At 35.7% G+C, this 22,864-nt stretch carries 19 protein-coding genes; 7 read left to right on the top strand and 12 right to left on the bottom strand.

Features of this window, described 5'->3' with window-relative positions:
- The first annotated feature begins 61 nt into the window (after window positions 1-61).
- Together OQ292_RS35310 and OQ292_RS35305 are read left to right on the top strand one after the other, a co-directional pair.
- Window positions 62-532: a RidA family protein gene (locus OQ292_RS35310; RefSeq protein ID WP_284688974.1), complete on the top strand. Its 471-nt coding sequence runs from the start codon at window positions 62-64 to the stop codon at window positions 530-532.
- Window positions 533-540: 8 nt separating this feature from the next.
- Window positions 541-1,644: a D-TA family PLP-dependent enzyme gene (locus tag OQ292_RS35305; RefSeq protein WP_284688973.1), complete on the top strand. Its 1,104-nt coding sequence runs from the start codon at window positions 541-543 to the stop codon at window positions 1,642-1,644.
- 44 nt (window positions 1,645-1,688) lie between these two features.
- Here the strand turns inward: OQ292_RS35305 and OQ292_RS35300 are convergent, their stop codons facing one another.
- The 4 genes from OQ292_RS35300 to OQ292_RS35285 all read right to left on the bottom strand — a co-directional run bounded on the left by OQ292_RS35300 (window position 1,689) and on the right by OQ292_RS35285 (window position 7,257).
- Window positions 1,689-2,765 (bottom strand): dipeptidase, encoded by a 1,077-nt coding sequence (locus OQ292_RS35300; RefSeq protein WP_489686934.1) that lies wholly within the window; start codon window positions 2,763-2,765, stop codon window positions 1,689-1,691.
- Window positions 2,766-2,874: 109 nt separating this feature from the next.
- On the bottom strand, window positions 2,875-3,318 hold the full coding sequence (locus OQ292_RS35295) for a hypothetical protein (RefSeq protein WP_284688972.1): 444 nt from the start codon (window positions 3,316-3,318) through the stop codon (window positions 2,875-2,877).
- Between the two features lie 34 nt (window positions 3,319-3,352).
- The gene (locus OQ292_RS35290; protein ID WP_284688971.1) at window positions 3,353-5,317 is read right to left on the bottom strand and encodes a cytochrome-c peroxidase; all 1,965 of its coding nucleotides are present in this window, start codon (window positions 5,315-5,317) and stop codon (window positions 3,353-3,355) included.
- 77 nt (window positions 5,318-5,394) lie between these two features.
- A complete protein-coding gene (locus OQ292_RS35285; protein WP_284688970.1) occupies window positions 5,395-7,257 on the bottom strand; it encodes an alkaline phosphatase PhoX in 1,863 nt (620 codons plus the stop codon).
- Between the two features lie 309 nt (window positions 7,258-7,566).
- On the opposite strand from OQ292_RS35285, the gene OQ292_RS35280 reads away from it, so the two are divergent.
- Window positions 7,567-8,229, top strand: coding sequence for a redoxin domain-containing protein (locus tag OQ292_RS35280; protein ID WP_284688969.1), 663 nt, complete (start codon window positions 7,567-7,569; stop codon window positions 8,227-8,229).
- A gap of 8 nt (window positions 8,230-8,237) precedes the next feature.
- Window positions 8,238-9,620, top strand: coding sequence for a hypothetical protein (locus OQ292_RS35275; protein WP_284688968.1), 1,383 nt, complete (start codon window positions 8,238-8,240; stop codon window positions 9,618-9,620).
- Between the two features lie 4 nt (window positions 9,621-9,624).
- Here OQ292_RS35275 and porU read toward each other — a convergent pair whose 3' ends face one another.
- The 5 genes from porU to OQ292_RS35250 all read right to left on the bottom strand — a co-directional run bounded on the left by porU (window position 9,625) and on the right by OQ292_RS35250 (window position 17,005).
- Window positions 9,625-13,080 carry a type IX secretion system sortase PorU gene (porU, locus tag OQ292_RS35270; RefSeq protein ID WP_284688967.1) on the bottom strand — a complete coding sequence of 1,152 codons (3,456 nt, stop codon included), beginning with the start codon at window positions 13,078-13,080 and terminating at the stop codon, window positions 9,625-9,627.
- Window positions 13,081-13,203: 123 nt separating this feature from the next.
- Complete coding sequence (locus OQ292_RS35265; protein ID WP_284688966.1) at window positions 13,204-14,409, bottom strand: porin family protein; 1,206 nt, start codon at window positions 14,407-14,409, stop codon at window positions 13,204-13,206.
- A 23-nt stretch (window positions 14,410-14,432) separates the two neighbouring features.
- Window positions 14,433-15,038 carry a hypothetical protein gene (locus OQ292_RS35260; RefSeq protein ID WP_284688965.1) on the bottom strand — a complete coding sequence of 202 codons (606 nt, stop codon included), beginning with the start codon at window positions 15,036-15,038 and terminating at the stop codon, window positions 14,433-14,435.
- Window positions 15,039-15,168: 130 nt separating this feature from the next.
- Window positions 15,169-15,834, bottom strand: coding sequence for a class I SAM-dependent methyltransferase (locus tag OQ292_RS35255; RefSeq protein ID WP_284688964.1), 666 nt, complete (start codon window positions 15,832-15,834; stop codon window positions 15,169-15,171).
- 7 nt (window positions 15,835-15,841) lie between these two features.
- Window positions 15,842-17,005, bottom strand: coding sequence for a BtaA family protein (locus OQ292_RS35250; protein ID WP_284688963.1), 1,164 nt, complete (start codon window positions 17,003-17,005; stop codon window positions 15,842-15,844).
- 282 nt (window positions 17,006-17,287) lie between these two features.
- Between OQ292_RS35250 and OQ292_RS35245 the strand changes: the two genes are divergently transcribed.
- Window positions 17,288-18,070 (top strand): M48 family metalloprotease, encoded by a 783-nt coding sequence (locus OQ292_RS35245; RefSeq protein ID WP_284688962.1) that lies wholly within the window; start codon window positions 17,288-17,290, stop codon window positions 18,068-18,070.
- On the opposite strand, the gene OQ292_RS35240 is transcribed toward OQ292_RS35245, so the two are convergent.
- Window positions 18,067-18,807 carry a DUF3667 domain-containing protein gene (locus OQ292_RS35240; RefSeq protein WP_284688961.1) on the bottom strand — a complete coding sequence of 247 codons (741 nt, stop codon included), beginning with the start codon at window positions 18,805-18,807 and terminating at the stop codon, window positions 18,067-18,069. The genes OQ292_RS35245 and OQ292_RS35240 overlap by 4 nt on opposite strands.
- Window positions 18,808-18,966: 159 nt before the next feature.
- Between OQ292_RS35240 and OQ292_RS35235 the strand changes: the two genes are divergently transcribed.
- Window positions 18,967-19,809: a sterol desaturase family protein gene (locus tag OQ292_RS35235; RefSeq protein WP_284688960.1), complete on the top strand. Its 843-nt coding sequence runs from the start codon at window positions 18,967-18,969 to the stop codon at window positions 19,807-19,809.
- 37 nt (window positions 19,810-19,846) lie between these two features.
- Complete coding sequence (locus tag OQ292_RS35230) at window positions 19,847-20,731, top strand: Nif3-like dinuclear metal center hexameric protein (RefSeq protein ID WP_284688959.1); 885 nt, start codon at window positions 19,847-19,849, stop codon at window positions 20,729-20,731.
- A gap of 145 nt (window positions 20,732-20,876) precedes the next feature.
- Here OQ292_RS35230 and OQ292_RS35225 read toward each other — a convergent pair whose 3' ends face one another.
- Both OQ292_RS35225 and OQ292_RS35220 read right to left on the bottom strand, forming a co-directional pair.
- Entirely contained in the window at window positions 20,877-21,341 is a 465-nt protein-coding gene (locus OQ292_RS35225; protein ID WP_284688958.1) for a hypothetical protein, read from the bottom strand.
- Between the two features lie 32 nt (window positions 21,342-21,373).
- Window positions 21,374-22,132 (bottom strand): ParA family protein, encoded by a 759-nt coding sequence (locus OQ292_RS35220; RefSeq protein WP_284688957.1) that lies wholly within the window; start codon window positions 22,130-22,132, stop codon window positions 21,374-21,376.
- Between the last annotated feature and the right edge of the window lie 732 nt (window positions 22,133-22,864).

The following is a 22,864-nucleotide window of genomic DNA, read 5'->3' as shown; positions in this document are numbered from 1 at the left end:
ATTTTGATACTTATCTTTAGCGTCATTTTAAAATTTTTGTATCATACTAAATACATCATCGATGAGCAATCTTAACCCTGACGAACAAATAAAGAACCTGAATTTAACCCTTCCACCTGCTCCAAAACCATTAGGAGTTTATAAGCCATATTTAATCGTAGATAACTTTATATATGTTTCTGGACACGGAACTGTACAAGAAGATGGCAGCCTGATAATCGGGAAAGTGGGCGTAGATATGGACCAAGACGAAGCAAAACTAGCTGCTCGTCAGGTAGGTTTGGCTATACTTTCTACCCTAAAAGAAAACTTAGGTAGCCTCACCAAAATTAAAAGAGTAGTAAAAGTTTTAGGAATGGTGAATGCAGTTGCTGAGTTTGAAAAACACCCTTTTGTAATTAATGGATGTAGTGAGTTATTTGCTGATGTTTTCGGTACTGAAAATGGCATTGGTGTAAGAAGTGCAGTGGGTATGGGTTCTTTGCCAGATAACATTCCAGTAGAAATTGAAGCAGTATTTGAATTAGCTTAATAGAAATTATGTCTGCAAAACCTTGGTATGAAATTGATCAGGTTGATAAAATTGACTCTCCGGCTTTGGTAGTATATCCGGCGCATATTCAGCAAAATATAGATAAAATGTTGAATATAGCTGGTGATGCAGAAAAGCTATTCCCGCATGTAAAAACCCATAAAATGGAGGCTGTTGTTAAAATGCAGCTACAAAAGGGAATAAAGCGCTTTAAATGCGCTACAATAGCCGAAGCTGAAATGGCAGCTCAGGCAGGGGCTAGTGAAATTTTACTTGCCTACCCTGCTATTGGGCCTAAAGTTGAGCGATTTAAACAACTTTGCAATCAATTTAAAAGCACGCAATTTTCCACATTAATCGACAACCAAATTGGTGCCGATCAATTATCGGCTGCTTTTTCAGCAGATAACCAAAGTGCTTGTGTCTGGATTGATGTTGATGTTGGCATGCATCGTACAGGTGTGAACATAGAAAACTTGCAAGCTTTTTTTCATTCGGCTAGTAACCTTCCAAGTATCTTAATCAAGGGCTTTCATGCATACGATGGGCATATCTATGATAGTGATAAAGCAACAAGGTTTAAACGTGCAGCCGAAGTATTTGAACCGGTAAAAGCGGATAGAGATCAATTGGAGAAATCAACGAATACTAAGTTGCCAATTATAGCAGGTGGCACAAGTACATTTCCGTTTTACATCCAACACGAGGGTGTGTTGGCGAGTCCGGGTACGAGCTTATTATGGGATGAAGGTTACCACAAAAAATTCCCTGACCTGCAATTTGAATTTGGTGCACTTTTGCTTGCCAGAGTAGTTTCTAAACCTCAAACAAATACAATCTGCATCGATTTAGGTTACAAAGCAGTAGCTTCAGAAAACCCATTACCTAGAGTAACATTTCTAAACTTGCCAGATGCAGAAGTTCTCTTCCAAAGTGAAGAGCATATGGTATTGAAAACAGATGAAAAGTTAGAAATCGGTGCTGTACTTTATGTATTACCGATTCATATTTGCCCCAGTTGTGCTTTGTATGATGAAGCAGTAGTGATTGAAAACAATCAAGTGACTGATAAATGGGCAATTGCTGGTAGGAAACGAAGCATTAGTTTATAATTATAATCGGGTTGGTATAAACCCGATTATAATTGATATTATTTTCAACTCCATGCCTTCAATAAAAAGTCAATCCAGTTTTGATGCATTATCTTTTTAATGTCTTCTTCTGTATAACCTCTTTTAGAAAGCATTGCCGGAATCTTCTGCAAATCTGCAATAGTATTTAAATCTTTTGGCGTTTGCTCGATACCAAAAGCACCATCAAGATCAGAACCGATTGCCGCATGATTAGTATTACCAGCCAACTGACAAATATGATCGATATTATCAATCACGTTTTCGAGGCAAGCACCTGTACTTTCTGGTGTTGACTCTCCCCTCACCCAATTCGGCACTAACATCCAAGCATCAAGCGCAGCACCAATTACAGCTCCACGTTCAATCAAAACCTTAATTTGCTCGTCGGAATATTGTCTGTTATGGTTCACAAACTTGCGACAGTTATTGTGGCTTGCCCAAACATGTCCATTAAAATTATCTAATGCTTCCCAAAAACTATCATCACACAGGTGGGTAGCATCCAAAATAATATTTAAACGCTCCATCTCTTTGAGCAAAGCTTTTCCTTTCTCACCAATTCCGCCAGTAGCGTCTGTACCTTGTGCATAAGTTCCGGGGCCATAGTGCGCAGGACCAATTGCTCTTAACCCTTGCTTATAGGCTTTTTCCACATAACTTATGTCTACAATTGAGTCGGCACCTTCCAAACTAAGCATATAGCCTATTGGTTGGTTTTCTTTATCGTTTTCCCAATTTTTAAGATGTTTTGTGAGGCTAGCTTTATCTGTAATCTGCAACATCTCTCCTGCAGATTCCATGGCTTTGTACCATGCCAGTTGGGCTTGGGTCATGGCGTAAGCTTGTTCGGGAGAATGCCAGCCAGGAAGTTTACTGCCTTTTTTAACATAGCGGGCAATTTGGGTTGCCACTACCATTCCTACATTTCCTTTTCTGAGTTCAGGTAAAGTTACCGTTCCTTTCGCTCTGTCTGGTTTATCGGTTAGTCCTTTTTCACTTTGTCGAATCTCTTCCACTTGCCACCTTAAATCTCGATTCCACTCAACAGCGTTCATCGATAAATCTAGGTGAGCATCAAAAATAAAAATATCTTCAGTCATACGATTAGAATTAATTGAATGCTTGAAGATATAATAAAAAAGAAAAACCTCTGATACATCAGGTTTAAACTTACCAGAAGCATCAAGAGGTTTGGGCTTTCATTTATTTTTATTTCGCCATGTTGTATACGTAAGTACCAGCATCGTCAGCAGGCACTTCGTCGTCTAGCTTTGTAAGTTCCCATTGTAAAGAAACACTTACTGTTTCATTGTTAAGCGTACCGCTGCTAATGGTTACGTCTCTGGTATCAGAACCGCTTGTAAAAGTTACTACACTACCTGTAATGCTAAAAGTACCTGAAGTACCGATAGATGGCTGGTAAGTAGCAGAACCAGAAGCAGTATAACCATCTGGGTTACCATCTTTATCAAAAGTTACAACAAGGGTATAATCCGGAGTTGGATCGAAAGATTCACCATCAAGAGTTGCTGATTGAAGTGTTAGTGTTATCGACACCGGCTCTGGCTCAGGATCATCATCATCTTTACATCCTACCAATGCAACAAGTAAGAAGAAAGCCAGTAAGCTTAGAAGGTTTTTTGAATGATTCATTGTTTTTTATTAGTTATCAAATAATATTTTAAAATTAATATTCTCCTCCAATTTTTCTACCATTAATGCCCATTCTTTCAGGAAATTTAGGTAAAATTTTCGGAATACTTGTTAAACCTGTTGTATCTGTTAACGCTTGCATAAAAGCAACAATATCCTTTTGTTCACTTTGAGACAAACTTAATGAGTCAAAAGGCAAGGTTTGGTTGGGTATATCCATTCCTAAACCTTCCCCCCCACCTTTATTATAAAAGTCTACTACTTCTTCTAAAGTCTCATAAACTCCATTGTGCATATAAGGTGCTGTAATGGCCGCATTTCTTACCGTTACAGTTTTAAAAGAATGCTTGTAGAAATCGGCTTTTTCTTTATTTACTCCAAAATATCTACCCAAATCTGGATCAATCTCGTAAGTAGTCATTTCTTTTTCTTTTGGCACACCTAATACTTCAGATTCTATCTCTTTGTAAAAGGGTGGTACACTGCCATTAAAAACCGGAGCAAAATGACAAGTTCCACAAGCAGCTTTCCCCATAAAGAGGTTGAATCCATTTTTTACTGCCGGATCAATATCTGCTACTTCGCCTCTAATATATTTATCGAATGGAGAATTAAAACTTGCTAACGATTTAACATAAGCCGCTAAAGAGAATGCAATCGATGATTTTTTAATCGGTTCATTTTCATACTCAGGAAATGCCTTTTTAAACATAACCACATACTCATCACTCTTTTTAAGTTTATCGAAAAGATCAAGATAGTTTGTGCTAAACTCTTTGTGTGATGTAATTACATGATCGAGTTGCAGCTCTAAAACTTCTGAGCGCAGATCGTAAAAGAATCGGTCTGCATACACCGCATTTAACAAAGTGGGAGAATTTCTCTCAACTGTTCCTTCGAAACCTGTGGCAATACTTTTAGGCAAACCATCTGTAAAACCTATTGATGGTTGGTGGCAAGAGGCGCATGCACGCTCATTGGTTTTAGACAAAGCAGGATCGAAAAAGAGTGTTTTACCCAAGTTTAATACTTCAGGTGTAAATTTTGGTTCAATTACCTGTGTAAAGTAAAATGGATTGATTAACTCTTCGTCGAAAATATTTTTAGCATAATAATTTAATGAGTGTTTAATATCCAGCCTTTCTGCCTCGTACCAAGTTTCAATTCCAAAAGCAAGATGCGCATCTAATAGCAAGCTAAAAATTGGGTTGGCATATTCTTTAATAAACTCAGCTCTATCAAAAGTGTCAAAATCACGATTTTCTTTTAAATAATTAATTGCGTTTTCAAAAACCTCAGTCAATTGAAGATCATATCTTTCTTCCCTGTTTTTCATTAAAGGGAAATAGTTTTTTACTGCATCGTAAGTGCTTTGCATAGAAATAGCCGCATCTTCTAATGAACTTGCTAAAACAGGGGAATCAAAACCGGTAATTCCTAAAGTAACAATTCTTAGCACCTGCATTCTGGCAGCCTCAAAAATATGTCTGTCTGTTACCAGATATTTCTTTTGATACGATTCCAGTATCTCTGTGCTTTTAACAAATTTGCCTGTAAGATCAGTTAGTGTTGCTTTGTTAGCATAAAGATCATCTTCATATACTACTTCTTCTAATCTTTGTAAACCTTCTGGTTCTAGCACAGATAAGCTTGGAGAATTTCTTTCTAAAGAAGGTAGTGGCGCTCCATTGATATAATCTTTTACATACTGCCCATCGAGATGCTCGGCAAGGTATTCCACTTTTTTAAATGCCTTTTTACTTGCCCTAAATTTTTTTCTAATGGTTTCAGTTTCTTGATTATTTGCTTCTAGTTGTTCTGCTGATTGGTGGAGTTCTTTTGCTTGAGAAGTAAGTTGAGATAAATCAGAATAATAAACTTGAAGTATTGATGATATTGGTGTTTCATCTTTAACAGTTTCCCTGTTGGTAAAAGCACTCAAATACACACATACACCAAATACCACAAAGGATACTAAAAGAGTAGATAGCTTTTTCATAAATAGATTTGGGAAATATCCATAGCTGCCTCTAAGACAACTATGGACAAAATGAACAATAGGTAGATTTTGTAAGCTTATTCTTTCACGAATTTAAGCGAACGAGTATCTCCATCGATCTTAGCTTTGATGATGTAAACAGCAGCAGGAAGGTCTGATACATCTAAAGTTTTGATGCTACGAGCAACTTTGATACGCTTGCCATTTGCATTGTAAACAGCAGCATCAATTACTTTATTAAACTCTAACTGCTGAGAAACAGGATTAGGGAAAATCCTGAATCCGTCTGCCTCAGAAACAAGACCTTCATCTTCTAAAGCCGTGATAGCACCATCCCAACCAGTAATAGCATAAGTTAAAGAGTTGTTGTAAGGGTATGGATTTGAAGTAGATGGGTGCTGAGAGTTTAACAATAAAGTTTTACCATCTGTAGTTGGGCAAGCACCAGTAATTTCTGCACCAACAGGAACAACAGAAATACGAGTTAAATCATCAACAGTTGGGTTTTCTACAGACATATCTAACATCCAAGCTTCACAAGTTCTGTTAGAAACACCAGCAGGAACTCTACCATAAGAGCTACCATTTAAGTCTTCGCAAATTACCATGTAGTTTTTACCACCTACTGTTAAGATGTTTACACCATCAGGATTAGATAAGTGCTTGTCAGGATAAGAGCTTACTTCTGGGGATTCTTCTAAATAAGGACCGCCTTCTACATAAACAGAGATTTCACCAGTTGCAGGATCGTAAACGTTTACTCTACCATAGTAATCGTTAAAACCACCATCCATTACAAAGTCTATTACTTGCTCATCTGGCTTTTCTTCCATTTCAGGATGACGCATTCTTACAGCACTTAACATGTGATTATCTAAAGTGCCTCCTAAAGCAGCACCTTCTTCGAAAGCAGAACCAATACCATCTCTACCAGTTTCAGTAAAATATACTTTTTCGCCATCTGTTACTACCCATTCAATTCTGTTAAACATAGCAGCTCCGTTTGTTAAAGCTACTTCAGACATGTTTAGCATAGTCTCAAGAGATGTGTTATCGATTTCTACCCAAGGGTTAGCAGTTCCGTTAGCAGTGTAAACATAAGTAGTACCTGAAGTAAAGTCGCCCGGAGTGTCTGCTACGAATTTTGTGAATAAACCCGGAGTTCCATCTTCACCAGTGTAAATTGTTTGGTTGTCTGGCATTACCACACCACCTTCGAATCCTTGGCGACCCCAGTTGTATTGTTTGCGAATAGCTTTTGCTTCTCTTGGGTCGATTTCTACCATCCAGTTAAAGTTTTGGTATCTTTCGATAGTACTTCCGTCAAAATCACCAGTAATGTCTGTCGAGATTGTCCAGTCTGTAGTGTCTCTTACACCTTCGCCTTCAGCATAGATGCTGGCATTGCTAGTACGAAACCACTCTTCAGCAGTCCAGATACGACCATCTACAGTAGAAGTAATACCACCGCAGTTCATACCTGTTTCACCAACAGTATTTACAAAGTCAACATTAAAGAATTTACCAGTACGGCCATCTTCTAAAGTTTGCTCTATAATTTCTAATTCATCTGTAATTGCATTTCTTTTTACTTTAAAAACGGTCATTCCACCACCGTCTCCAATACTGTCATTCGCAGAGATTTCTTCGTGGTTTACTGAGATCCAACCTAAATCGTCAGAATCTTCATCCGGAGTAAATCCGATAAAGTCATGCCATTGCTTTGCTAAAGCTTCTCCAGCATCATTTCCATAAGTTGATGTTGTTTGAACTACGTCATCGTCTCCGATAAATAGTACTTGGTATTTTAATGGTGAAGGGGGCATTTGAATTGTTTCTCCGTACCATGCAGTATCAACCTCTACATCGAAGAAGAACTGGCTGTAACCAGTAGCATAAAAAACAATCGTTGCCGCAATTGTTAGAAAAAATTTCCTCATTACTTTGGTTTTAATTTTAAAAAATGTTTAAGGGATTTTTACATCTCTAAATAAAACATTTAGTGTTACTTCAGGATTAAGCCATTCTAAACTCTACAGCAAGCTTATGTTACATCCTTTAATTTATTGGGAACATTGTTATGAGGGCTTAAAAATATTCATCCATTTACATATCTTGTGTTTTTAGATCGTCTGAAATCAATTGCTATAAAGACAATGATTGTAAGGCATTTTTACATTGTTAAAAGGCTGGGTTTAAACTGGCAGTTTGCAGATAAATAAGTACGATAAAATTAGCCACTTGATACCATGAAACTATTAATAAAGCTTCGTTTTACAATATTGCTACTAGCTTCAATAGTACTTTTCTCATCCTCATATACTTTCGTAGACAAAGACCCGGGCTTGTTAGAAATGAGTTTGAAAAACTTAAAGGGAGATACTTTTTCATTAGGTAATATCAAAAACAACAGTGCCAGCATTTTTATCTTTTTTCTGCCAGATTGCCCTCTGGCGCAGAATTATACTTTAACTGTAAAAGAGCTCTCCAAGAAATTTAAGGAAGAATCGCCCAAGGTGTATTTTGTAATTCCGGGAAGCGATTATTCTAATAAAGAGATAAAAGTATTTAGAGACAATTATCAGATAGGTGAATTTCATATTTTGCTAGATTCAGACTATCAGCTTGCTACTTATTTAGGTGCTAGCATTTCACCTGAGTCTTTTTTAATTGATAAAAATGGTGATGTTCAATACCAAGGAGCTATTGATAACTGGGCTTACGAATTGGGTAAAAAGCGTAAGGTGATTACAGAAAAATATTTGGAAGAAGCACTTAATGCGCACTACAAACAAAGCATTATCTTAACAAAGAAAACCAAAGCTATTGGCTGCTTTTTAAATATGCCAAATCATAAAGAGCACCATTCCCAAAAAGAAAAACACGATTCACATCAACATCATAACAAATAGAAGATCAGATGAACTGGAAAAGCACTTTGCATCTGGTAATAGTTTTTATTACCGGATTTGTTTTTTGTAGTCAAATAGCTGTTGCTCAACAAGCGCAGCCCACTTTTAATGAGCATATTGCGCCAATCATCTTTAATAACTGCACGCCTTGCCATCATGAAAATGGCACTGCCCCTTTTGCCTTAGAAACCTATAAGGATGTTTCTAAAAGAGCATCTTTTATTAAGCATGTTATCGAAACCCGATACATGCCACCTTGGAAAGCCGATCCGCATTATCGCTCTTTTGCCAATGAAAAAACATTAACCGATGAAGAGATAAATGCCATTAAGAATTGGGTGGCACAAGGTGCTGTAAAAGGCAAGGGAAAACCAAAGGCAGATTTACCTGAGTTTAAATCGGGTAGCCAATTAAGCAGAACACCCGATCTGGTCTTAAAAATGCGAGAACCTTTTATTATTCCCGGAAATAATGAGCAGACTTATATCTGTTATAAAATTCCTTTTGAGTTGGAAGAAGAAAAGTTTGTGCAAGGAGTAGAGTTCGTTCCCGGAAACAAGAAATTGGTGCACCATGCCAGCTATCAGGTTTTGGGAGTTGCTGATGATGTAGATATTTATAACTCTAAAGACTATTTTGTTTTTGGAGATGATGATTATATAGACGATCAGCACGATTACAGATTTTTCAATTTATATACTGAAAGCGGAACTGCACCTAAAGAGATGTTTCACAATGGTTGGTTGCCGGGAAACTCACCTCAGCAATATCCAGAGGGAGTTGGGTTTAAAATGCCAAAACGCGGTATTTTTATGATCAGGAATTTACACTATGCACCTTCACCAGTTGAAGCAGAAGATCAGTCTGAAATACGTATCTACTTTACAGATAAGCCAGTTTCGAGAACGATTCAGTTTATTACATTTCAGCCAACTGGACTGGATTATAGTAAGGAAAACATCATTCCGGCAGATACTGTAGTGAAATATGAAATGAATATTAAAGTTGGGCAGACTTTATCGCTTATAAGCATTAACCCTCACATGCATTTGTTGGGCAAAAATTTTAAAGCTTTTGCATTAACGCCTCAGAAAGATACTATCCCACTTGTAAACATTCCAGACTGGGATTTTCAGTGGCAGGAGTTTTACCAATACAAAAACCTATTAAAACTACCTGCTGGTAGCGTAGTGCATGCCGAAGCTATTTTTGATAATACCAATAATAATCCTAACAACCCGAGCTATCCACCGAAAGATACTTTTTTTGAAAGGGGAATGGATGATGAAGATGAAATGATGCGACTCACCTTTTTATATCTCCCCTACCAATCCGGCGACGAAAATAAAAGTCTGAATAAGTGGAAAGATGACGTTTCGATGGGGAAATGAGAAATTAATGCAGCAAAACAAATTGACCGCTGGTGGTTTCGAGTTTGCTTGAAGTGTGGTAGTTCACAAAGATTTCGTAAAAATAGGTTCCGGAACTTAGCTCATAACCTCCGGGACCTTTTCCATTCCACTGCAATGTTTTTTCCTCTGTTGAACCTTGTGTAAAGTCTCCCGCAATTTCTTGGATAATTGCCCCATTATCATCATACAAATTGATTTTTACATTAAACCCAGTTTCAGCACTGGTAACCGGAAAAGTAAAATTTACAGCATCAAAAGATGGATTGGGGTGCACAATCAGGTTTTCTAAAACAGAAAGTATGCCTTCAGTAACATTAAAATACAAGCCAGTTTCTGTCTGGTTACCATTATTATCCCAAACTTGTAATGTGATAAAATGAATGCCTGTTTCTAACTCAGGCATTTGGAATTTCACCAAACCGGCTTGATAAGAATCCAAATCATTCTCATAGTAATTATTTAATTGAAAAGTTTTTTCAAATTCATCATCAATCACCAACTTGATTGATTTACCTTCATCTGCTGTATTAATTCCAAATTCATCAAATAAGCGAGCATACAACACTGGATTTTTACCTGTTTCATCTCCTGCATTAAAATTTTCATCATCGAGGTAGAGAGTTACTTCTGGTGGTGTCTGATCTGTGTTTTCAATATCATTTCCACTTACATCAGAATCTAATAAATAATATCCAGCTGCATCTATATACTCAGTATTGTGTTTGGCGTAAAAGCTTATTTTCAACTGCTCATCAGTATTTTCTTCGAAGTCAGGCATTACAAAAGTAAATTCAAAATTACCTTTATAAACACTGGCACTCCCTTTATACAAAACCTTTTCGCGATTGTGGTAAGTCATTTTTTCATTATCGCTATCTCCCAAAGTCTTTTTTTCAATCGGAGCAGCATAAACAATCACCTCAAGAATTCCCTCAAATCCCTCGTTTACTCTCTCCTCTTTTTCTCCGATATAACCTTGCACGGTGAGCTTCTCACCACTCTTAATGGAAAGCTTGGCATTTGGTGTTTGATCATTCAAATAGGCTGTAAAAACCTTTAGACTAGGATATGCTAATTTCATGGAAGGGTCACCCAAGAGCGAGAAGTTTCTATTGAGAGTCCCAGAAACACTGTTGTTTTTTGTTTGTCTGATGATGTCGCCCAAACGCGGCATTTCTCCATTTGCCAAAGGCTCGAAAGCCACATCATAAAATGCCTCACTTAATTTAAAGTTGGTAGATGCCACCACTGGTCGCGTGGTAGTTACCAAAGCAATTGGTCCGCCTAACGGATTCATGAGTGAAAGCTCCGCTCCCGATCTCTGTTTCCAATCGTCAAACCTACCATACTCACAAGTAGCAGTGATAAAAACTGGCATATTATCCAAGTTTCGCCAGTTAATAGCTTGCCCATTGGTAAGAATCTTTTCGTTAGTCCAACCCGTTTCTGCACCATGCCCAATGTAATCGATAATCAATTTTCCTTCTTCTACAAACTCATCTAACACACGTCTGCCCTCGGTACTCACTTTGCTATTACCTTCAGTTTCTATGGGATAAGCCCCCACAAAAAGTCTGTCTGGTGTGTATAACTCATGCTGTTTTTCCACTTGAGTCGCCAGATAATCTGAGCGAAGTTGGTGGATATTTGCATCTCCGTTGTCTGCCACAAAACCCAGTTGTGTTCGCCATCTGCCCAAACTAGATTTGTTTTGATATTGAATGAGCTTCTCTACTATCTCTTGCGCTTCTTGCTTGGTTCTTACCGGCAACCTGCCCACGCCAATTTCAAGATCGTGAACTTCGTCACTGTAAATAGATGTACCCTCCTTCCAAATACCTTCGTCGTCGTCCAAAAAACCGAAGTAATCATCAGAAGCATAACTGTGCACTGTATGCAAAGAATTTCTGGATTGATAGATTGGGATGAGGTTTTCGCTGCTGTTTTCAATTCCTCTATAATCGTAAGAAGTATCACCGAACAACAAGACATATTTCAATTGCCTTTTATTGCCATTTCGGTCATACAGCATCTTTAAAAAGTTACGAATAGCTGTTACATCTTTTCTGCCTGATGAAAACTCATTATAGATTTTTTCAATCGAAATAGTGGTTACTAACAAGCCATCTACATTCTCCCTAAATCTTTCTAAAACTTTGGCAATAGACCGCAAAGAGTCAGGAGTAATAATCAGTAACTCAGGTGGTGTGATGCCATGTAAATTCTGATTTTCCACCTTTCCAATTCCAGTAGGATTCGGACATTGTTCTGGGTTAAAAGCTATGTATTCTTGCAAACCCTCATGCTCATCAATAAAAAAAGCATTTCCACTAGCATAAATCAAACTCATGTTTACAGGAACACCCGGCTGGCTAATATTCCAAACCATTGCCCGCTCGGGCAAGCCTGTTACTTGATAAGTATTTTCAGATTGTTCTTTAGAAGTTAAAGAGCGAAAATGAAACTGATGATTTTTCCATTTTAACTGAGTTGCAAATTGAATGGCGTAGGCATCCAAATAAGCTTCTGCATTTTCACCAGTACTACTTAATGAAATTTGAATATCTAAAGATGATGAGGCATTTAAACTATCACTTAACAAATTGGCAACACTAAAATAGTCATACCAGTCATTTACATTGCCTTTTTCACCAAAAGCAGATTTAGACACAGCATCAATATCAATCTCTCCGATATGTTGGTTATTGAGTTCAATATCAAAATGAACTGGCACGGTTTCTCTGTTCATTGCTTGCACCCACATTCTTATGGCAGATTCGCTCTGGGGTAAATAATCTTTTAGTTGAAAATGATGGGTTGGCGTTTCATCTAGCGAAAATTTTTCGCCATACCACTCTCTGCCCGAACTCAACAAATTAATACTTTCAGTTTCGTGGTATTGGAAATAATCGAAGCTATTAATTGCTTCTGAATTTTGCAGAACTGATTTATTAGAAGCTGTTTCTATTTTTTCACTCTTCCTTTTAAAAAGTTCAATAAAGTAGAAATTGGTATTAGCATATAAATTAGTTTGGTTGAGAAACATTTCCTTTTCCTCATCATAGATCACTTTATCTGGACCATGTGCATAAAAAAGGAGATAATCTTCTGCATCAAAATCTTTGTTATGGTTGGCATCATACACCCAAAGGTGATTTTCGATTAGGTCATCGTACCTTGCCGCATTATTTTCTTGAGGTAACATCCCCCCCGGATTACCAAAAACCCTTATCCTGTTGATATTAAGTATATCAGTGTTGATGCCCACGCTTTGGAAAAAAGCATAATCGAGTTTGTAAACACCCGAGCTATCGACAGCTATTTTGTGAAAATCACCATTGGCTAAAACAGACTTCTTCGCAAAAGAATTGGTAAGTTCCTGCCCTTGCAGTTTCCATGCGAGTAACAGAAACAAAAAGAGAAGCCTCAGTTTTATCATGGGTGGATGTAGAGTTAATCCACAAATATTGTTTTCTCCTGATTATGAGGCTAATAATCTGTATTACAAAAAGTTAAACTATTTGCAAATGAAATATGAACTATGTAATTCTATAACAGCTTACTAGTTTTTAGCATTAGAAAACAACTTATATCCCAGAATTATTGAGAATGCATTGTATTTAGTTTCCCAGTTCAGATTATCTCTAGTGAGATCTCGACTTCCATTTAAGATAAACTCTAGATTCAATCGATTTTTAAAATTATAACCAGCACCCAATGTAAAACTTAAATCATTATCTAAGGCACGAACATCATTAGTTCCAAAAGTGATCTCTGAATTAAAAAGTAAACTTGTGAGTACTCCTGCATTTAAATAAATCTTAGAATTATCATTTAAGAAGGAATAGTATCTGAGTTTTAAAGGAAAATCTATTGAATGATACTCAAAAGATACATTTTGGGTAAGTAGCATCCCTTCAGATTCAAAAGATTGATAGGTAGGTTCTATTACAATTGCCCATTTGTTCTTATTGTAGGGTAATACAAACTCTGCCTCTAGCCCAATTCTTAAATTAGTCTTACTACCAAAATCAATTTCATTATCACTTACACTTTCCATTGTGGTATTGGCAAAGGTAACACCCGGTCTCAATGATAAACTAAAAGGCATCTTGCTTTTTCCCTTTTGAAATAGAATCAAATCAGCATTTTCACACTCATTATATTTCACAAAGTATTTGATTAGATCATTTTGTAAATACCTTACTCGCTTAGCATCACTCATAGATAGCTCCTCACATTTTACCTCATTCCAAAGTTGTTGCTGATAATATACATTTTTAGAGATTTCACCACTTTCAGTTTTATAAAGCTTGTAAACCAATTGATTAACATCACCACTTGGAGTATTATAAAAAAATCTGGTGAGTTTGCCGGTTTCGTACACATACAGATTGATTTTGCCCCCGACTAATAATTTCAAAAACAAGGTAGCTTCTTCAAATACTGGCTCTCTGTCTTTTGTTAAATCACTTATTGCTGAAGATGATTTATCCATCTGCACTGTAAATCTGGAATACCTAAAAGCGCCTTCTACACCAAATTCTTTTATTGTTTCGATAGTCGCTGTTTGAGTATTTGTCGATGAAGAATCTTTTAATGCTTTGTATTCGAAACTTGTGGGGTTATTTTTCCAACCTAAGTTTTTAATCAGACAATCTGTTCGCTGATTGTTGTTATCTATAAAATATCCTTTCTCAAATTTAACTTGGGCGAATGTAAAAGAAGCAAGAAGAGAAATGATGATAGTAAATAGTGTTTTTTTCATAGCTGATTTAAAGTCTTTAAATGTTACTTAAGAATTAACTGGTTATATCCATAATCTACTATACCGATTAAACCATATACAGTCTCACCTGCAGGAATTGTTTTTCCATTCAATAGATATATCTCTAAATCTTGCCTAAACTTCCCATTTGCACTACCTGCAATACCCATCTGCAAAACGGTAATTCCCGGGCCTAATGCCAATCCAATTGGTACTGAATTGGTAGAGCCATTAGAGCTTGTTGAATAAAATTCTAGAGGTGTCAGCAACAGATATAGTAAATATATAGGGACGTTTTGCTTTAATTGCTTATGAATAAAATTTGCCTCAAGCAACGTAACTGGAGTATTTCCAGAATGCACGATCAAATCCTTTCCAAAAACAAAATCTTGTTCAGATTTATTTTCAACTTTAATAGAGACTAGCTTGATCCCTTTCTTATGTTCCTTTTTTGCATACTTCTTATTTTCTCTTTCATGGAGCACATCATATCTATAATAGAAATCATAATCATCACTCGATGATGTATTACTCGTATAATTAAATCTTTCTGGATAAAGAGCCTTATAATTTCCTGCACACGAAGTGAACATTAAAAGAAGCAACAAGTATGTGAAAAATTTGACCATAACTTAATCTAGGTTTATAAAATCGATTAACAAAAACGCCGAAATTGAAAGAATTTCGGCGTTTTAAGACTGGACAAACTTATATATAAATACTAAATTTATGGTAATATTAACATTAATTAAGTAATAACTACAACTCCTTTTTTCCAATAAAAATCAGGTATTCCCAAACTCCGGCATAGGCTTTTTTAACTTTGCTTTGATGCTTCGTGAAATACTTATCCAACCATTCAAATAAATGCCCTTCCATTTTTACATGGTTCACTCCCATCCATTTTTTAAATGAGACAAATTTTGAATCGTGGAAATCAGTTACAGCCAAATAGCCTCCGGGTTTTAAATCTCTTAGCGCTTGCTCTAGCAAATCTTCCCAAAATGGATTAATCATGCTGAGTGAGTAAGAAAACATTACCACATCAAACCCTGATTCTATAGTTGTTTTATCTCCATAAGCTTCACAAACCAATTTTACCTTATCTCCTGCTTTTTGCGTCTTCTTCTCTGCAATTTGTAACATGTCATCAGAAACGTCTATTCCAGTGAGCTCAGCATTTGGAAACTGTTCGTGAATTTTGGCAAGATTATAACCTGTACCACAACCTACTTCAAGCAATCTAAAATTATCTGTTGGTTGAAAAGGAATATTTTTAACTAGTCGTTTTCTTCCAAATAAAAATGTCCAACGGGTGAGGTCGTATATCTTTGAATGAAAGATATAGTACCGCTTCATTTTTTCTGCCTGCTTGGCATTGATCGTGGTATAAGTCATTGTAGTTTTAGCGTAATTAATATTCAATTTTTATTTATTTTACCATTCCCAAATAAACACTGCCATAAGTCCCCACACGGTCGTTTAGATGCCAACTCGCTGTAATTTCTTCTTCAAAATCTATTTTAGGCATAATAAACTCTGGAAAAAAATCGATTTTGTTTGCTGCTGATCTTTGGAGTATTCTGGTGTCTTTTTTACTATTTTTCAAAATGAGTTCCCACTCTTCGTTTAATGCAACAACATCGTGAGCTGCTAACCAATCTTGATGGTCAAGCAAAATGTAATGTGAATAGTTATCAGGATGGTCTTTTAAGAATTGAGAAATGGTAGTGGTATGTAACTTAATTCTGTCGGAATTGGCTTTTATTTTTTCGAAGTTTTCTTCTTTAAGATATTCTGGGCAACAATCTTTCGTGTAGCTACCAAATACATACACATACCAGAAATAGTTGTTTTTAACCGATATGTTGCAAAATATATGTCTTAAGCTGTCTTTCACATAACCTGCTACACCTTCCTTCTCATAAGTCTCCATAATAAGCTGTCGTTGCGGCCTAGGCACACCTGCTAGAGAAATAGTGATATGTCTATTTAGCAACCATTTTACAGGTTCATTAAATAGCAATGGCTCCATTTGCTTATAAACTTTCTTCTGCTCATCTAGAGTTTCGGCTTCAAATAAAGCATTAACTAGTTTAAACAATTTTGGCTTGGTTTTGATATAAGCCATGAGCATACCTGCTAGCAAACCAGAAGTACCATTAAAATAGAAGCTTTTCTTTAAACCTTTGCCATTAAAATAGGCAATATTCTTATCCCAATACTTTTTAGAGAAATCGCTCAAATGTGCTCTCAAGTTCTTTTGATAGTAAGCCGCAGCTCCTTCAAAAGCACCTTCACCAAAAAACTTAAACAGGTGTTCATAGTCTCCATGTTGGAAAATGGCAACCTTTAATTCAAGCAAAGCATTTTGCCTAGGGTTCATATCTATGGCATGGATTACTTGCGGATTGTCCAACAAATAATCTAAAGCATTGCAACCTGCACTGGTTATCATTATAAGGCTACTATCACTTTTTAATTTTAATAGATGCCTATCACACCTTGGATCTTCCCAACAGGTGTTATAAACTAGGTTATTGGTATGAACCTGTTTAAATATAATATCTCTTACATTAGGGAGGTTAAAGCTCATTGTTTTTCCCGGAAAAATAGTAAGAGCTGAAAGATTATAAATGCTTCAAATTAAGACTTTACTAACAATTCATATAATGTTTATAAACACCCTAATATTCTGTAAATCAATTCATATTAGCTTGATCTTGAGTTAAGTAAAAAGTCATGAAGGGCTAAACACATCCTTTTAGCGAAGGTGCTCTTGTAATAATTTTTTTAACAATTTTTAAATCAAAATCGAGGTGAGTCTAGTTAAGGAAATAACCCTAAACCATTTTAAAAGAAATAATAAAATACAGCTATGTTAAAAAAACTATTTTTTCCCTTACTTCTAATATTCCTCCTCTCGTGTGATAAAGACGGTGACTTAAATTTCTTTAGTGTAGAGCAGGATAAAGAATTCGGGGAACAGGTAAAAACTGAAATCGAAAGCAGTGGAGAATATAATTTGATGTCGAGATCAGCCTATCCTGAAGCATATAGCCATTTAGATCGTATAACCAATACCATATTAAACAGTGGAGAAGTACAACACCTAGACAACTTTAACTGGGAAGTTTTTTTAATTGATGAAGACGTATTAAATGCCTTTGCTACTCCTGGCGGCAAATTATATGTATACACTGGCTTAATTAAATACTTAGAAACAGAAGACCAGCTTGCTGGTGTTATGGGTCACGAAATTGCACATTCAGACAAAAGACACTCTACAGATGCACTTACTAGACAATACGGTTTTCAATTATTACTCGAAATTATTTTGGGCGAAAATCAACAACTATTAAAAGATATTGCTGGTAGTTTGGCCTCATTACAATACAGTAGAAAAAATGAAAGTGAGGCAGATGAAACTTCTGTGGAATACTTAGGAAATACTATTTATAACTGCGCAGGTGCTGCTGGTTTCTTCGAAAAAATGATTGAAGAGGGAAGTACAGGTGGTACACCAGAGTTTTTAAGTACTCACCCCAACCCAGATAACAGAGTAGAAGCAATCTATGAAAAAGCCGATGAGGAAAACTGTAGTACCGAAACTAGTAACAACAGTAGCCAATATCAAGATTTTCAAAATAGTTTACCTTAAGAGTCACTTACATCCAGTGTGTTGGGATCAAAAAGGTATAGAATTCCAACTAGACTGATAATTAGAAAGCAAAAAATAAAAAATTCGGCCAGTGTATTTAGCACGATTCTGTACCATTTTGCAGAGCGAGTAAATATTCTGGCCGTCCATATAAACAGGCCTAAAGAAAACAAGGCAAATGCCCCGATGCTTTCAGGATTCCCTAAAATTAATTCTAACAAGTCCCAGAAAACAGTAATTACAACCGCCCAAAAAGCAAATAAATATGTTACTGAAGTTAAATGCTCAAGTGCATTGTGTTTTTGCTTAAAATAAGTAATATAGGTTGTAAAGGAAATGAGTGGTAGCATCAATACCATAAAGAAAAGTTGAGGGGAAAAAATGGCAGACATTTCCTTAGAAATTCCATTCATATTTACGCTTACACCTAATATATCTTTATCTACAAATACGAGATGAATACCAATAACAAAAAGTGCCAGTGTAAGCATTTTTACCGGACTGTAGTAATAGTTTCGGTTTCCTGCCCAATAGTTTTCAACAACTTGCTTTGGTTTAATTAGCAAATGATAAAATGTAGCTATTAAAGATCTTTCAATAGAAAATATACCTTCTGTTAATTCAGCAAGTATTTCCTTAAAACTCAGTCTTCTACCTGTAATTTTTTGACCGCAATTATAACAGTACAAACCGATTACATCTGTTTGGCATACACTACATTTTTTAGCTTTATTCATGCCCTTTTCCACTTTTTAACTTGAGTCAGAAATATTATATTTAGAAACTGACTAAAGATTTTGGATTTATCTGTAAATGGATCTATTCAATTTCTACTTATCTGCTTTGACTACAATATCTACTTAAGTTAAAGTAAATTAGAGTAAATATGAATGAAAATGGAAACTATTATCAACTACTTTTCTAATATGCCCACAGCTCACAGAACATTCTTGCTAGTGGGAGGACTTGCCTTTTTTTGGATGGTAGAAAGTGCTGTTCCACTCTTTAAGTTGAAATACAATAAGTGGAAACATGCGCTTATCAACATCTTTTTTACACTTACCACAGCGCTCATAAACCTTTTATTTGCTTTCATCTTGGTTAAATCGAGCGACTGGGTGGTGGCTAATAACTTTGGTATTATCCAGTGGATAGACATGCCCGTTTGGTTATATGCCATTGTTGGTTTGCTCTTGCTTGACCTTATAGGTGCTTGGCTGGTCCACTATGTGGAACATCGGGTAAAATGGATGTGGAAGTTCCATCTCATCCATCATACAGACCAAAATGTAGACACTACTACTGCCAACAGGCACCATCCGGGCGAAAGTATTTTCCGCTTTGTTTTTACCACGATTGCTGTTTTTATTGTTGGTACACCAATGTGGATGGTTTTTCTTTACCAAACTTTGTCTTTGGTGTTTACGCAATTCAACCATTCAAATGTAAATATGCCAAACTGGTTAGACGATGCGCTATCTCTGGTAATTTGTTCGCCCAATATGCATCGGGTACACCATCACTATCGCATGCCATACACCGATAGTAATTTCGGAAATATTTTTTTTTTTTGGGATAGGATGTTTGGTACTTATATTAAAGTTGATAATAAAAAACTTAAATATGGTGTAGATACTTATATGGGAGAAAAAGACGCCAACGATTTGGTAACGATGTTAAAAATCCCTTTCCAAAGGTATAGACCAACACCTAAATACAATAAAGAGGAGAAATTATAAATCAAAAACATAAATAATTTAACTTAAACTATTTCATATGCTATTACCAACCAAGCTTCAATTAGCACTTTTGTGCTTTACGATTCCATTATTTTTCAATCAGAAACTAAACCAACAAGCAGCAGCCCAAAAGACACTTACAGCAGGTGAAGTTATCTCTCGAATAAAAGAAAATTTAACATGCGACTGGCGAACAGAAACTGTAGACACTTATAAAGCAGGTACTCCAGAAACAGAAGTAACCGGAATTGCCACTACCTTTTTAGCAACACTCGATGTGCTCAAAAAAGCAAAAGCACAAGGTTGCAACATGGTAATTACGCATGAACCCACTTTTTACAATCACTTCGATGATAAAGCACCTTTAGAAGATGATCCTGTGCAAAAATCCAAAATCAAATTTATTGAAGATAACAACATGGTCGTCTTCCGCTTCCACGATCACTGGCATGCTACTCAACCCGATGGAATTTATAAAGGAATGATTGAGGCTTTTGGCTGGGAAAAGTATCGTGTTGAAGATCAACGAGTTTTTAACATTCCAGAAACTACTGCTAAAAAGTTAGGGAAAGAAATTAGCAAAACTTTCGGTACTGACATAGTAAGAGTAGTTGGTAACCCAGACATGAAAATTAAAAATGTAGGAATGGTATTAGGCGCTGCTGGTTCTGCCAGACATTTTGCTATGCTAAATGAACCTAACGTAGATGCTTTAATTATTGGAGAAGGCCGCGAATGGGAAACGGTTGAATATGTGCGAGATGCAAATTCGGCTGGTATACCAAAAGCACTATTTATTATGGGCCATGCAGACTCAGAAGAATCTGGAATGATTTATTGTGCCGAGTGGCTTAAGGGTTTTGTTACTGAAATCCCAGTGAAATTTATTGAAGCAGGAAACCCATTATGGTCTCCAAACTGATAGAAATATATAATTTCCAGTTAAAACAAGAAAGGGAATCATAAATAGATTCCCTTTCTTGTTTATCTCCTTCCCTTATTTTACTCGTTTATAACTTTAACTTCACTAACCAAAGCATTTAAAACGAGCTTTGTAAGGCTTTCAATTATTCATACTTTTTCTTTCTACCTCGTTTTTTCTGTTGTTCCCTTTTTCGCTCCTCCTCGGGTCTTTCGGGTACATCACCGATTTTTTCTAATAAGGCTTCAATAGCTTCTTCAACTACATCTTGTTGCGTGCAGTAAAGATTACCATTTACCTTTTTATAATATACAATATCTTTAATCGCCTCAATCATAGACATTCTTATTAGAAAAGTCTGGCGTACTGAGCTATTCATATCTACCTGTTTTGGTCTGGCAACAGGCTTTTTTTGCTCAACAGTGGGTTTTGGCCTATAAGATGTTGGTCTCCTGCTTATTGGTTCCTCCTCTTCATATTCGGTATCATCATCTTCCTCAATTTCTTCTGGCTCTTCTCTTTCTGTATTTTTGGCTAGTGATTTTAAAGGATGCTCAGGCCCACCACTTTTTGTAATCACCTTAAACAAATCTGCAGACTTCTTTTTCATAAGTGCGGTGTTTAATTAATCTCTTCTCTATTTCATGCAAAAGACAAAGTCTTTAAATATTCTTGTGCAATTTTCATATAATCTTTAGCTCCTGGGCTTTCTGGTGCATATTCATAAACTGGCTGTCCAAGCGTATAAGCCTCTTGCAAAGCCACATTTACCCTAATCTTCGTGTTAAACACCTTATCTTCTCCAATAAGTGTGTTTACTTCTTGCTCCATGGCTTTAGAAAGTAGCTTTTGCTTATTAAACATGGTAAAAAATGCGCCAACAAAATTTAGTTTAGGGTTAATCTCTTCCTGAATCATATCAATAGTGATTAACACCTCTTTTAAGCCCTCTATGCTAAACTTTTCTGCATTAATAGGTACTAAAACATCTTGTGCTAACGAAAGTGCATTTACAGTTAAAAGGTTTATACTTGGTGGCGTATCTAAAATAATAAAATCACACATTTCTTCAAGATGCCCAATTTTCTTGGTTAATATCTTTTCCCTGCCAATCTTATTTAACATCTCTATTTCGAAACTACCTAAAGACTTCGTAGACGGACAAACCAATAAATTATCATTCACTTTGTGTAATGCTTCTTCAATATCATATTGACTAAACAAAACACCTTCTATTGTTTTTTGAGGTTCATCAAAACCTAAACTGCTCGAAAGATTACCTTGCGGATCAAGATCTATGGCGATAACTTTTTTGCCTAATTGTGCCAAAGCACTACTCATTGCACTAGCACTGGTGGTCTTACCTACTCCACCTTTCTGATTGGTGATACAAATGATCATATATCTAAAAAATATTCTGAATAAAAATTTATTTCTGGATCACTCATAACTGAACTTCAATCAAATTTTAAATCAATACTTGGATTGAGTCAGCAAAGTGGTGTAAAGCTAAAAAATTTAATGTTAATATAATATTAATTAGTAATATTATTACAACTATATTCTCATTTTAATATTATTAATACAATATTAATTACTGTCAGATTTTGATGAATTATAATTTTGGTACAGATAAAAAGAATTTAAAGCTCATTATTTAAGTGTTTTAATCAATTTTTAGAGATTCAACATGGTTAAATCCTATAGTTTGTCAATCATACCCTAAATTCAATTTTAAGAGCTTAATTTCAATCATAATATTAATAGTATTAACTATATTAATTTGAGAATACTTTTAATATAATATTCACAATATTACTTTTTTACTTCGAAATAGAAAGAAGGAGAGATTTTGATGAGAAATTGAAATTCTTATTCTCAAAGCAGGATTTTTTGTAAAGGTGGTTGCAAAAAAAATTGTAAGTTGATAAACAGGAATAGATACTTCTAAAATATAGCTCTTACATTGAAAGCTTTTGCCTTCTGATTTTTGAGTATAACTATTATAGATAAACATATATCCTTAAATACCTCGGTTTAAAAACACTTATAAAATTAAGACGAGTAATTTAAGGCATTGCATTACTTGTTTTTATGCTATCATTTAATCTTTATAGGAGACTTATTAAAAAA

The sequence above is a fragment of the Chondrinema litorale genome (assembly GCF_026250525.1).
Classification (GTDB): Bacteria; Bacteroidota; Bacteroidia; order Cytophagales; family Flammeovirgaceae; genus Chondrinema; species Chondrinema litorale.
The sequence above is the reverse complement of the archived record's forward strand: the minus strand, read 5'-3'. Positions and strand labels throughout refer to the sequence as shown.

Coding starts and splice junctions, on each gene's coding strand:
- OQ292_RS35310 (WP_284688974.1), top strand. CDS start 62: ATGAGCAATCTTAACCCTGACGAACAAATAAAGAACCTGAATTTAACC.
- OQ292_RS35275 (WP_284688968.1), top strand. CDS start 8,238: ATGAACTGGAAAAGCACTTTGCATCTGGTAATAGTTTTTATTACCGGA.
- OQ292_RS35280 (WP_284688969.1), top strand. CDS start 7,567: ATGAAACTATTAATAAAGCTTCGTTTTACAATATTGCTACTAGCTTCA.
- OQ292_RS35220 (WP_284688957.1), bottom strand. CDS start 22,132: ATGATCATTTGTATCACCAATCAGAAAGGTGGAGTAGGTAAGACCACC.
- OQ292_RS35230 (WP_284688959.1), top strand. CDS start 19,847: ATGCTATTACCAACCAAGCTTCAATTAGCACTTTTGTGCTTTACGATT.
- OQ292_RS35295 (WP_284688972.1), bottom strand. CDS start 3,318: ATGAATCATTCAAAAAACCTTCTAAGCTTACTGGCTTTCTTCTTACTT.
- porU (WP_284688967.1), bottom strand. CDS start 13,080: ATGATAAAACTGAGGCTTCTCTTTTTGTTTCTGTTACTCGCATGGAAA.
- OQ292_RS35245 (WP_284688962.1), top strand. CDS start 17,288: ATGTTAAAAAAACTATTTTTTCCCTTACTTCTAATATTCCTCCTCTCG.
- OQ292_RS35250 (WP_284688963.1), bottom strand. CDS start 17,005: ATGAGCTTTAACCTCCCTAATGTAAGAGATATTATATTTAAACAGGTT.
- OQ292_RS35235 (WP_284688960.1), top strand. CDS start 18,967: ATGGAAACTATTATCAACTACTTTTCTAATATGCCCACAGCTCACAGA.
- OQ292_RS35265 (WP_284688966.1), bottom strand. CDS start 14,409: ATGAAAAAAACACTATTTACTATCATCATTTCTCTTCTTGCTTCTTTT.
- OQ292_RS35305 (WP_284688973.1), top strand. CDS start 541: ATGTCTGCAAAACCTTGGTATGAAATTGATCAGGTTGATAAAATTGAC.
- OQ292_RS35285 (WP_284688970.1), bottom strand. CDS start 7,257: ATGAGGAAATTTTTTCTAACAATTGCGGCAACGATTGTTTTTTATGCT.
- OQ292_RS35240 (WP_284688961.1), bottom strand. CDS start 18,807: ATGAATAAAGCTAAAAAATGTAGTGTATGCCAAACAGATGTAATCGGT.
- OQ292_RS35260 (WP_284688965.1), bottom strand. CDS start 15,038: ATGGTCAAATTTTTCACATACTTGTTGCTTCTTTTAATGTTCACTTCG.
- OQ292_RS35300 (WP_489686934.1), bottom strand. CDS start 2,765: ATGACTGAAGATATTTTTATTTTTGATGCTCACCTAGATTTATCGATG.
- OQ292_RS35225 (WP_284688958.1), bottom strand. CDS start 21,341: ATGAAAAAGAAGTCTGCAGATTTGTTTAAGGTGATTACAAAAAGTGGT.
- OQ292_RS35290 (WP_284688971.1), bottom strand. CDS start 5,317: ATGAAAAAGCTATCTACTCTTTTAGTATCCTTTGTGGTATTTGGTGTA.